This is a genomic window from candidate division KSB1 bacterium (assembly GCA_034506255.1).
In the GTDB taxonomy this organism is placed as follows: Bacteria; Zhuqueibacterota; Zhuqueibacteria; order Zhuqueibacterales; family Zhuqueibacteraceae; genus Coneutiohabitans; species Coneutiohabitans thermophilus.
Window position 1 is genome coordinate 132,915 of record JAPDPX010000012.1, and the last position, 11,983, is coordinate 144,897.

Genomic DNA, 11,983 nt, shown 5'->3' on the forward strand with positions numbered 1-11,983 from the left:
GCCCCTTGCCCCTTGCCCCCTGCGCCCTGCCCCTTGCCTGCTCAGGCTTTCACCGCCACATATTCTTTCTGCTTGCCGAGCAGGACGCCAATGAGCTGGCGCACCTGGCCTTCCAGGCCGCCGACCGGGTCGCCGGAATCGTGCACGGCGAACCAGGTTTGCGATTGTTGCAGGCGTTGCTCGAATGCTTTGATAAATTTCTGCAATGCGGGCCTGGCCATGCGGCAGGCGCCGCCGTGTTTATGAAAATTATCCACCGTGATTTGCTGAAGGTTGATCATGTTCAGGACCACGGTATCGACCAGGGGCGCGCGCCACTCTTCGATCATATCCGAGGCGAGTGCCGCATGGCCGTGTTTGCGCTCGTGGAAGAATCCCAAATAGGGATCGAGTCCGTGCATGTGCAGGAGTCCGGACATGCGCGAGTACAACAGGGTGTAACCCAGGCTGAGCATGGCATTGACGGGATCGGGCGGCGGATGCGGCTGGCGGCTGGGGAAATGCCAGTGCCGGGGCAGAATTTTTCGCAGCAATTGAAAATGTGCGGCGCTGGCTGCGCCTTCGAAGCCGAGCAGGCTCTCGAGGCTCGGCGCATTCTCCATATTTTTCAGTATCTTGCGCAAGGTGTTCAATTCGGCTTCTGCACCGGCTGGGCGGCGTGAAGAACGCCACAGCGCGATCATGTTTTGCAGTTTGCCCTGGATGAATGTTTTTGCCAGAGCGAGGCGAAAGGCAGGGTCGAAGAACTTTTGGAATTGCGCCAGGCGTTGCTCGACGGATTTGCCTTCGCCGCGTGAGAAACGACCGTAATATGTGCCGTTGGGCGAGAGGTAGACGATGTCGATTCCGCGCTCCATCAGAAAGCGCACCGACGGCAGGGTGATGTTGGCGGGCGTCATGAGCACAACGCGCTCAAGATGCAAAGCCGGCATTTCCTGCACCACTTTGCCGTTGCGCCGCACTTGCAGGCGCTCGCTGACGACGCCGAGTGTGGCGCCGTATTCGTTGATGTAGAGGGAGGACATGGTTGTCTGCTGGTTATTGGTTGCTGGATTCTGGTTTCTGGTTGCTTCGCTGCCTGCGCTTGTCGAAGGCAGCTCGACGTTGTTCAGCCACGGTTTGACCGCGGCGTTTTTACAAAAGATGCCACGACAGGCCGTGACAGAACTGGCCGGGTCGCTCATCGCGGCCCGGGCCTGTCGAGGGCAGCGTTAGTCGATGGTTGTTAATGGTTAATGGTTAATGGTTAATGGTTAATGGCTAATCGCTAACGGCCAAAGCGATTCCGTGAGGTCTTCTCCCGCGCGCGCCATTTTTTCCACATCAACCACTCTCCCAAATAAGAAAAACCCTGAACCACGTGGTGCAGCCTGGTTTTCTCGCGATTGATGGGCAGATGCATTTTCTCCAGAACACGGGCAGCAACCTCCAGCGCTTCTTCGGCTTCCGGCCGCGTGGCGGAGAAGATCGCGATGTCATCGCCGTAGCGCACGAAACGCAAGTCGCGGCGCCGCATTTCCTGGTCGAAGATATCGAGATAAATGTTGGCGAGCAGCGGCGAGAGCGGGCTGCCCTGCAACACCCCTTGTTTCGGTTTGCTCACCTGGCGCAAGCCGCTGCGCGATTGTGTGATGACTTCCACGGCGAGAAATTTCTTGAGCAGCTTGCGCACGGCGGAATCTTTGACACGGCGGTAAACGCAGCGCAACAGCGGGCGATGCGGCACATTGCCAAAACAATCACTCAAATCGATTTTGATCACCCAGAAGCGGCCGTCGCGGGCATAGTCGCGCGCCTGGGCCAGCGCGGATTGCACCGAGCGACCGGTGCGGTAAGCATGGCTGCAATCGTCGAAATAGGGCTCGAAAACCGGGATCAACACCTGCACCAGCGCGCGCATGACGATGCGATCGAGAAAAATTGGAATGCCCAACGGCCGCGGCGGGCCGACTTCGCGCTTCATAAAGATGCGCTTGACCGGCTGGGGCCGGTATTTGAAGCGCCGCAGCTCGTCCTGCAATTTTTTGAGCAGGATGAAGGAACGCGCTTCGAACATCGCGGCGGTCATGCCATCGAGTCCGGGCGCCTCGCTTTGGCGGCGCACGGCGCGCCAGGCGCGCTGCAGGTTCTCGTCGGAACAAAGTTGGGAGTAAAGGGGATGAAAAAACATGGTTGCACGGGAAATGGGGGTTAGCCTCTGAAAAGTGAATTCAATGAAAAAAAATCACGCAGAGACGCAAAGCCGCCAGGGTACGCCAAGAAAAGCTTTGCGGACCCATTGCGTTTTCGCGGCTTTGCGTGAGTCTTTTTCATAGGTTCCGGCTCAGGCCAATCGAGTTGATAACAAAATGATTTCAGATTATTTTGCCGCAGACAAAACCTTCCGGCGCCGACGGTTTTGAGTTGAATACAGCACAGAACATGAAAGCGAAGCGGTGAAAAGAGTCGGGAGTCGCCGGATTCTCTTTTTTACTCTGTTACAAGACAAATCTTTGCAAAAAGCAAAGACCTTTTCCAACGGATAGAAGAACTCAACTGTTAAAGCTTGATCCGTTGGGTTTTTCTATCCGTTGGAGATTTTCCTTTTGGTTGCGGCTTGTCCGCGTTGGGGTGTTGTCGCTGGGTTCAATTTGAAAGACGTGGGGGCGGGTGAAATCAAAATGGGAGGAAAAAAATCCTGCGAAGGAGTCAGACCTTCGCAGGAGTGGTGGGATTGGCGCAGCAGGCGCGGCGGTCAAAACAAGCCCAGGCTTGGCGTTCCGGACAATCGTGGCCAAGCCGGCGGATTTGTGCAAACAGGCCGGGGTAGCGTTTCTGCAGGAGAATTTCGCCGGCGGCGCAACCTTGCGCACGGAACGCCACGAGCAGGGCGAGCAAAAAGCTTCGTTCCTGCGGCTGGTGCGGATCGATATCAGCAAGCAGCGCAAACAGAGCAGGGTACTCTCCGGCAGCGATGGCCGGGGCAATTTTTTGGGCCGGCCATGCTCCCCGAAAGGCAACCAGGCCGGGCAGTCTGGTTGTGCGGCCGGACCAGTAGAAAAAATCTCTGAGACGTGAGGCCTGCATCATTTGAATCAGTTTCACCTCTTCCAATGCAAGATGCCGCGCCAACAAACGGACCGGCAGGGCAACTTCTGCGATGCCGGCTTCGACCAGAATTTGTTCCCAGGGTGAAAGCGAGACTGCGGCGGGCAATTTTTCTCCAAGAGATTCGGCCAAGGCCTCCAGACCCTGGTGCTCGCCATAATCTTGCGCCACCTCCGGAACAATGACGCGCGTGCAGCGCAGCTCTTCCAACAGCGAGGCCGACTCGGCTTCGGCAACGGTCAGCACGATACGGCAAGACGATCGCGCTCGGGCTTCCTGCAGCCATTCCCTCCAATTCACAAAACGGCCGGCGCGATGAATGAGATGCAAACTCTCACAGCGCGGCGGCGGGGAGGTTAGCCAGGGATCAGAGTCCGGGGCAACCAGACAGGCGAGGGCGTGCGGCGCTTCGGTGCGCGCGATGCGCGCCAGCGTGTTCAAAGCGCGAATCGCGGCAGGCTCGGCTGTGGGGCCGTATTGCAGCACCATGGGCGCGGCAAAAGCCCTGTGACGAAACCGGTCGCGATCGGCAGGCTCTCGACTCGAGGCGTTGCGATGCAACTGTTGCCAAATACCCTCCGCCCAAGCGCGCTGTTGCAAGGGATCCAGCGCTTCCACGCCCCAAACCCGCTCCGCTTCCAAGCTTTGTTGGGTTGATTGAGTTCGCATGGCATCACCCTTTCGAAAATGGTTCGTCCTGGAGCCGGGTTCGCGCTTCGGTCTGTTGGGCAGGATTCCGCGTCTGGTTTCGGAGTTCGCACAAACTTTGTTGAACAGGGCGATTGCCAGAAAGCAGACCAGGATTACAGTTCTCATGTGACACTCGCTTTCAAATTGATCTGTTACATGTGTTGTCTTTGCAAAACCACCAAGGCGCAAAGAAAAAACTGGTGTCTTTGTGTCTTAGTGGTGATATTTGGTTGCGGCTTGTCCGCATTGCGCCATTAAGCTGCAAAAGGCCGGTTTAAGGCCGGCCTTTGGTGTTGACTCCAACAAATCAATCTATAACGTCAAAAGGAAATTTGCGAAAGCACGCCGGAGAAACCCCAGCCGGCTGTTGATGACTTTATATTCCACCCGGGGCAGGCGCGCCTGCAAGTAACCGCGCACAAACGCGGGCAAATGCCCTTTTTTTCGGCGCAAAACCCGCCACACATACCAATACCCAGGAAAGCCTCTGCGGTGTCCCAAGCGCCTTCCCAGGCAGTGCAGCAAAGCCAGCAACTGGCGCATTTTTTTCTTCGACCGCACCCGCCGATTGAAACGCGGCATCACCTCACACGCCAAAACAAATTCGTCTTCGAGATTGGGGTAATTCGAAAAGCCCGTCTCGCCGGGCAGTATCGTCAAACTTACAGGGATTGCCGGCAGGCGGGGGACGCGACGCCACCGCTGCTCCGAGTAATCGTCCAGGCTTTCCAAGCGGTATGCTTTAATATCTCGCCGCAAATCAACCCGCAAATTTTTGGCAATTCGTCGAATCCGCCATTCCAACTTGACATCCGTAGAAATCAAAGGCGGAGTGGCATCACAGCCCATCCCATTCTAATTTCAATCGCATGTTCACGCGGATTTTGTTTTACAAACGTTTGGTGACAAGCAAGAGTTCTGCAAGGGGCAGGCGGCAAATGGCAGATAGAAACTTGCCCCCTGCCCCATGCACCGCCTGCCCCATGCCCATGGTGGTATGCGAGCCCACGCCGCTGAAAAAGGCAAACCTGGCGAGCAGATGCAATGCTTGTCTGTAATTCTCCGGCAGCGCCGGGTGCAGCGCGAACCGCGCCTCGCCGGTGAAACCGGTGCGTTGGTATTTCTGCAAATCCACCTGCTCGGTTTCGATTTTGGCGTGCGACACGTGAATGCTCTCGACGAAGTGCTGCACGTCATCCACCGGCAGCGCAAGGGGACTGGCGAGCTGCCATTTGTTGATAAGATAACCGAAGACATAACGCGGCACGGGCAGGGGCAGCGCCTGTTTGTTTTCGATGAAGCAGGTGGGCGATTGAAAGCGCAGTGTTATGTGCGAACGCAAGGGCTGTTCGCAGCTTTCGTGCGTCACGGCCTGCGCAAGCTGGGCAAAGGAGCTGAGGGCGGCCCAGGGATGCTGGTCGAGGCTGTGATAAATCGGGCCGGGCACGAGCCGCCGATCGTCCGGCTGCGGGCCGGCTTTGTATTTTTCAATGGAATCGAGCACGCATTGCAGGAAGAATTCCTCCATCGCGGTCAAGCGAAACCAGAGCTTGGCGCCCGCTTCGATGCGCACGCGCTCGTCCCGATTGTTCGCGATCAGCTCGCCCTGCAAGTTGGAAAGCGTGTAGGGCCGCTGGTAATTATTGTCGTGCAGCAGCCTGACCAACTCGGGATGATCGCGCTCCAACCAGCGCAGGAAGGCGGCATGCAACACCCGCGCGGAATAACGCGGCATGCTGGTGGCCGCAGAGGCGGTGAGGGTAAAAACTATAGAGGCGAGGTTGGGCATTCGTGACAGTGCTCCAATGTTATTTCATGAGCAGGAGCTTGCGCGTTTCAACAAAACGGCCGGCGGCGCTGGTTGCTTCCAACCGGCAAAGATAAACGCCGCTGGGCAGGGGCGCGCCGTGTTGATCGTCGCCGTTCCAGTTGATGCTGTAGTAACCGGCGTTTTGCCGCTCACCATCAACGAGCAGATTCACTTGCTGTCCCAAAGCGTTGAAAATGGCGAGGTGAACCATTGCCGGCGATGCCAACTGATAGTGGATCTGCGTGCCGGCATTGAAAGGATTCGGATAATTGGGAAGCAACGCAAACGTTGCAGGCGGAATTTTCGGCTCGTGAACTGCTGTGGGCTTGTCAAAAACGGCCACGATGCGATGATCGTCGCGCACGCTGGTGAAAGTATACTCAGCCACCGGACCCAGCGAAACACCATCCACCAAAACCTCGAGAATTTTCGCGCCGCTGTCCGGCACCACGTGAAAACCGAGGCTGTGATCATAATTGACGAAAAAGACGTCCTGCCCTTTTTGCGTGGAATCCATGGGCACAAGGCGACCCGCGCCCTGGCTCTGCGCGAGAATTTGAAAAGCGTGGAAATAGCCATCCGGGCGGCGTTGCGTTTCGAAATGGCCGTCGCCATTGGCGTCGATATGAAGCGGCATGGCCGCGGCAACCGGCTGCGTCGTGCGCAACGTGCAAATGGCAACGGTTGCCGGCTCAACCGGCACATTTTCAAAACTTGTGGTGATGCTTCTGCTGCCGTTGGTGAAGTCGCGAACCGCGAAAGTGAAGCTGCCGGTCTCGCCGGTGGCGTTGAGGCGCACCAGATAGCCGAAGCCGTTGCCCGCTTGCGGCAAACGAATGTGCTGCCGTTTGTGGCCAAGGGAATCGCGGCTGACGAGATAGCGGCTTTCTGGAATCTCTTCGACCCAGGTCGAGTCTGAGGTCGGGCCGGTGTGGCGGCCGGCAGCGTCATAAACGTGCAAATCGACCGGACTGGCCACCACCAGGCTCAGCACAGCCCGGCGTTCAAAACCGATTTCATCGATCCACACTTCGGCATCAATTCCCAAGCCGCCGGCGGCAATGGCAAATTCCAAAGTTTGCACAGTGCCGCGCAGCGAGGTCACATCGATAAAATTCCACCAATACGAGTCGCTGGCGCTGCCGAGCGGAATGCGTTTTTCCAAATTCCCGAGGCGCACCACCAGCTCATCGTTCACGCTGCTCAGGTGAGCGCGATAGGCAAAATAGATGCGGCTGGCGTCGTGCGGAATGAAGAAAAAATTGTGCTTGAGTGAGGCGTCGTTGCGGTTGAGCACGAGGTGATAATTCTTGCCGCCCACCGCGCCTTCGTCATTCACGTTGCCGCCGCCACCGCCGCCGTGAAAATGCCAACCGGGCACGCGCTGGCCGAGCGACACGTTTGAGCGATTGAAGCCGAAATCAAAATCGCCGTTGAAAATCTGCTCTTGGTCAAAATAAAGGTCATCGCTGAAAGGAATCGTGCTGCCGGGTTGGGTCGCAATCGTTGCAATATTGCCGGACACGGCTTTGCTGAAATTGTAGCCGAGCGTCGTGCGCTGCTGATTGGGATACCACGTACCGTCGATGTCGATTTCTGCGCCGGTGCCATCCTCTCCAGCGCCGTGATCGATGGTGCCGTGATACCAGGCGTGCACGTTGGAGTGGGACATGCCGTGGTAATTTTGCGCGGTCTCGGATAAATCCAGGAGGTATTGCTCCGCGGTAATTTGCTTGAGTCCGTTCAAGCCGGCGCCATGATGCCAGTAATTGTCGGCATAGCCCACGTTCTTCCAGCAGACGACGGCATCGGCGGGCTGGCCGTTTATGAGCGTTGGTTTTTTGAGGCGATTGACGCTGTAGTCATGGGCGGTAAAAAGATCGGCAACATGATCGCCCTGCAAATTATCCCATGGGTGTGCATCGAGCGTGGTGAAATGAATGCTGGTGTCAATGCTCAAGTTGGGCGGCAATTTGCCGGCTGAACCCGCCCACGCATTCAGGCGTTGGATGCACTCGCTGGCGACAATGGTGCCGCGGCTGTGGCCAATGAAATGCAAATTGTCCAAACGCCACTTGCCCTCCAGCGCGCCCTTGAGCAGCAGCGCCGCGAGCGCATCGCCCGCGCCTTCGGAAAACCCGAGCGTGGCAAAATCGGATTCTGCAATCCAATCCATCACCACCACGCGATCGGCGCCGCCGGCCACGCTGCGGCCGGGCTCTTCTTTTATTTCGCCGTCACGCAAAGTATAAACGACAGCGCCGGTTCGCCGGGCCATGGCCCCCGCCATGGTCCAAATCCAATCGGGTCGCAAGAACGGAAGATTGAAAGAGAACCCGTGAATGATCACGGTCGTGACTGCCGGCGCAATCGTAAAGGCCGCATCGCTCACATCGCGCGTGTTGTTGTCGCTGGCATCGATGATTCTCAGCAAGCAGTTGGAGGAGGGCGCATTCGGAATCTCCCAGGCAAAGATGCTGGTGCTGGCATCGACATTCTGCGCGATCGGCTGCCAGGTCGCGCCGCCGTCGGTGCTGTATTCGAGATGAAGAAATTGCACCTCGTTGCTCGTCCACCAGATCGACTGCGTCATGCCGCTTTTCCAATTCTCACCGCCATTGGGCGCAAGCAGCGTGAGTGTTTTGCCGGTGGCCGCCACGGTGGTGGCAAAATAAATCTCGCGATTGCCGTCGCGATCATCCTGCCACACGAAATGGCCGTTGCCGTCCGCAAGAATGGCCACGGCGGGGTTGGTGGAATTGGCGCCGGGATCGGAAACGCGCGTGTCGGGTATCGTCTTTGCTCCATTGTCCACCATGCTGTAATAAATTTCCGGCGCGCCGTCGCGATCATCCTGCCACACCGCGAGCATCTGTGTTTCCGTGTCGTCATTGGCCGCGAGATCGAGGCTCGAAGTGTTGCCCGCCGCTTCGGTGAAAACCGCGCCGCTCACGTGCACCGCCTCCCAGTTGTTGTTGATACGGTCGAGAAAAAAGATATAGCCGCGATTGTCATCCACCATGGCAAGGGCCGGATGATCGGCGCTGGTGCGATTGGAAACGCCGAAGCAGCATTGTGTGTGATTGTCGGCATAGATGCGATGAAAAATGAGATGGGTGTCGAGAAAGAAACCGGTGTAGTCTTTGTACGCCACGTAGAAGCTGCCTTTGCCATCGCCGTCGAGGTTGGGTGGCCGCGTGAGATAAATGTATTCGGTATCCAGAATGATTTCATTACCCACCAATGCGCCGGTGGGCGCGATTTTGCGAAAGCCGATTTCATGCGCCACGCCGTTTTGCTTTGCCCACGTTATGCCGGCGGTGCCGTCGGGCTGCACGGCAATATCCGGCGCCTCGCTGTTGCCGCCGGTAACGCGCTTGGGTGCAACAATGGCCTCGCCGGCGCGATTGAGTTTGGAATAGAAAATCTCGTTGCCTTCCAGCCAGGTGAGATGCGCATGGCCGAGAGCATCGACCGCGATCTTGGGCTGTTGCGAGGCGCCGCCGGTATTGGTCACGCGCACGTCGCCGGTGAGTTTGCGGCCCTGTGGGCTGACGAGGCAATAGTAAATTTCCCAGTTGCCATCGCGGGCGTCCTGCCAGGTAACATACGCATTGCCCGCGGGATCAACCGCGATATCCGGCGCTTCGGAAGCTGCTGCATCTTGCGTGAGGCGGATGTTGGTGAGAGCCTGCGGCGCAACATGCGCCCGCGCAAATTCTTCGGGCGGGGGAACCTGCAAAACCGCGGGCATGGGCACGGCCTCGAACGCGTGCTGACTGAAGGCTCGCGCTGCTGTGAAACCGGCGGCGAGGATTAAAAATTTGATTTTCATATAAGCCCCCTTTTTGATCGGACTTCCACTCGTAATACCTGAATTTTGCACTGAAGTTGATCGAAACTGCAATTGACGCAGATTTGATCGATACATGAATCCCCCCCCCATCGGGTGGTGCAAAAAATTTTTTGCACGGCTCGCTTTGCTGATAACTCCGTGAGGAGTGGGATGTTTATAGCAATGCACCGTTCCAGTTTTTAAAACTCCGGAGGAGTGATATGTTCAATTTTTACCTTGCAGCCCGCGTCAATTCAACAAAATCCACATGCCACTCCTCCGGAGTTCGAGGGTGTCCAAGAGCCTCGCTTCCTATAAACATCTCACTCCTATCGGAGTTGAGGGGTAACACGCCCTCGCTTTTGTCGAATGGGTAACCGGCGTGCAAAATCCAGGTAATAGCGAACGGCCTGGTGTTATGTGTTGCGTTGGTTTTATGTTGCATCAATGCATTTTTGTTTGATCGTCCAAATTCGCGGGCAAAGTTTCAACAACCCGCATTCGGAATACGACGCTTTAGCGTTGCATGGGCACATTGGCAAAACCAAAGTTTTGCACGCCGTTCCCTAAATTCTGAGAAGATACGAGCATGACATGTGAGAGGGCTATCCGTGCGCCGGCGAGGGAAATTTTTTAGACCAGCCTGAACGACGGCACGTAAGTTTGATCTGATTTCCTCAGCTCATAAAGCTGAATGACGCCACGGGCATTCATGCGGTAACCGATAAGAACGGCCAGGGCCAGTGGCACGGCCATAAACAGATGAACCACACCGGGCTGGAAATTGCTCTGCAGCTTAACAAGCTCGTCGGCCACCTGTTGCGCAATGGCATTGGCCTCGGCGCTATTGCTCACTTTGTGACTGATTGAACCAACCGGCGGTTTGACGGCAACGCGGGCACGCACTCGCCTGCCATCCTTCTTGCGCTGATCCACCCATTTATCAACGACGGCTGTCACCGGCTGGGAAACGGACAATTCCAGTGTGACTTCATCAAAACTGACGTCAATCTCATTGGAGTCTGTCAGCAAAGGACTTTTCGCAGGCTGGGGATTTATGGTACTCCAAAGCTGTGTGTCCTGGCCGGGGATCGGCTGCTCAATCTCCAGTTGGTAGCGCGTGGTGGCGCCAAAAGCAAAACCCAGCGCGACACCGCAAGAGAGATGGGCGGAGGCGCGGATCAGAAGCCGGCGTGGGCCCAGGGCTTCGGCCACCGACTTTTCGACGGCTTGCAGTGCCGGCCAAAGCATTTGTGCGCATACCATCGAATCGATGGTATCGTCACTTTGGATGAACGGCCGCCAATCAAGATCGAGGTCAGGCAGTGGTTCGCGATACATGTAATGCCGCGTGTGCAGGTCAAGGATCAATTTGCGATTGGGATCGGTGGCGAAACCCGGCCGGCTTTTTGCAAGCAGGTTGGGGAGCAGGCGCTGCGCCACTTCGGTGAATTTGTTGCGGATTTGCCCGGCCGTTGCATCAGCAGGTATGAGGATGCCGTGCAAATTCGCAATATCGCGGCCGGCATAAGTTGGCACGGCAGCCCCGGCCTCGTCGATGGTCACGCCGTGAAAGAGCGGGATGAGCGCGAATTTTTCGTCGGCTTCGAGACGTTCCATCGCTTCTTTCAGCTCGATTTTCATCACGAAGTCCGATTTCAGGCTGTTGGGTGTCAAATAGAGCAGACAGCCTTGACACTCGGTGGCCAATATCTGGCGGATTTGCTCGGGCGTTTGCGTTCCAAGCGTCAGATCCTTCACATCCCGCCAAAGCCGCATGCCGTGCAGTTTGAGCTGCTGCGCCAGCAGGGTGACGTTGTCCTTGTCGTGGTGGCTGTAGCTGAGGAAGATTTTTGGCATGGTGTACTCGGGCGATTCAATAAATTTGTTTTGATCAACGGAGAATTTCCGAGCGAACTTTAGCCAACAGGCTGTTGTTATCGTCGAGGCTCTTTATCCTCGACTTCTACCGTTTCATGCGCAGCAGGGATTATGGCGGTAGAACGGACTATCTCATCATCCCGATTCGTCGCATTGGCGTCAACTTAACGCTGAATTGATGTCTTTGAACTCCGCTAGGAGTGATATGTTTATAGGCAAGCGTCGAACTAGCCGGTAGAACTCCGTAGGAGTGACATGTTTCTCTGTGTTATAAATATTTGCGCTGACAAGATGGCACAAACGCATTCACATGTCACCCCTAAAGGGGTTCAACAATCATACTGGAATACCTCGACTATAAACATTTCACCCCGCTGGGGTTCTTAAGTTGACACGCATGCGATGCGTCGGGACGTCGGGCGCTCGTGGGGGCATTACTGCTTTCGCGCGGCCCATAGTCTCTGAACCTTGTCAAGCCCTTGTTTCGCTTGCGCAAAACGCCATCTTGACCTTGGCTGCCGGTTGTCCTTCCCATGGGAGTTTCCGGCAATTCACCGTATCCCCTCGGTGAACCACATCTTTCCTCTGGGTGAATCGCTGCGTATCTTTGCGCAAAATTCACCAGGAGGAGTCCCATGTGGTCTCGCAGACGGCGGGTGTGTCCCGCGGCGCGTCTTGCC

Annotated in this window: 6 protein-coding genes; all 6 read right to left on the reverse strand. The window is 56.5% G+C overall.

Translation table 11 applies throughout. The features are described 5' to 3' along the window. Nucleotides 1-41: 41 nt before the first annotated feature. The 6 genes from cas1 to ONB52_20790 all read right to left on the reverse strand — a co-directional run bounded on the left by cas1 (nucleotide 42) and on the right by ONB52_20790 (nucleotide 11,282). Nucleotides 42-1,025 (reverse strand): CRISPR-associated endonuclease Cas1, encoded by a 984-nt coding sequence (gene cas1, locus ONB52_20765; GenBank protein ID MDZ7418565.1) that lies wholly within the window; start codon nucleotides 1,023-1,025, stop codon nucleotides 42-44. Between the two features lie 242 nt (nucleotides 1,026-1,267). Beyond that, on the reverse strand, nucleotides 1,268-2,170 hold the full coding sequence (locus tag ONB52_20770) for a reverse transcriptase/maturase family protein (GenBank protein MDZ7418566.1): 903 nt from the start codon (nucleotides 2,168-2,170) through the stop codon (nucleotides 1,268-1,270). Between the two features lie 518 nt (nucleotides 2,171-2,688). Beyond that, the gene (locus ONB52_20775; GenBank protein MDZ7418567.1) at nucleotides 2,689-3,756 is read right to left on the reverse strand and encodes a hypothetical protein; all 1,068 of its coding nucleotides are present in this window, start codon (nucleotides 3,754-3,756) and stop codon (nucleotides 2,689-2,691) included. Between the two features lie 910 nt (nucleotides 3,757-4,666). Continuing rightward, entirely contained in the window at nucleotides 4,667-5,566 is a 900-nt protein-coding gene (cas6, locus tag ONB52_20780; protein MDZ7418568.1) for a CRISPR system precrRNA processing endoribonuclease RAMP protein Cas6, read from the reverse strand. A gap of 19 nt (nucleotides 5,567-5,585) precedes the next feature. Beyond that, nucleotides 5,586-9,422 carry a T9SS type A sorting domain-containing protein gene (locus ONB52_20785; GenBank protein ID MDZ7418569.1) on the reverse strand — a complete coding sequence of 1,279 codons (3,837 nt, stop codon included), beginning with the start codon at nucleotides 9,420-9,422 and terminating at the stop codon, nucleotides 5,586-5,588. Between the two features lie 633 nt (nucleotides 9,423-10,055). After that, on the reverse strand, nucleotides 10,056-11,282 hold the full coding sequence (locus ONB52_20790) for an SAVED domain-containing protein (protein MDZ7418570.1): 1,227 nt from the start codon (nucleotides 11,280-11,282) through the stop codon (nucleotides 10,056-10,058). Between the last annotated feature and the right edge of the window lie 701 nt (nucleotides 11,283-11,983).

Coding starts and splice junctions, on each gene's coding strand:
- ONB52_20785 (MDZ7418569.1), bottom strand. CDS start 9,422: ATGAAAATCAAATTTTTAATCCTCGCCGCCGGTTTCACAGCAGCGCGA.
- cas1 (MDZ7418565.1), bottom strand. CDS start 1,025: ATGTCCTCCCTCTACATCAACGAATACGGCGCCACACTCGGCGTCGTC.
- ONB52_20790 (MDZ7418570.1), bottom strand. CDS start 11,282: ATGCCAAAAATCTTCCTCAGCTACAGCCACCACGACAAGGACAACGTC.
- ONB52_20775 (MDZ7418567.1), bottom strand. CDS start 3,756: ATGCGAACTCAATCAACCCAACAAAGCTTGGAAGCGGAGCGGGTTTGG.
- ONB52_20770 (MDZ7418566.1), bottom strand. CDS start 2,170: ATGTTTTTTCATCCCCTTTACTCCCAACTTTGTTCCGACGAGAACCTG.
- cas6 (MDZ7418568.1), bottom strand. CDS start 5,566: ATGCCCAACCTCGCCTCTATAGTTTTTACCCTCACCGCCTCTGCGGCC.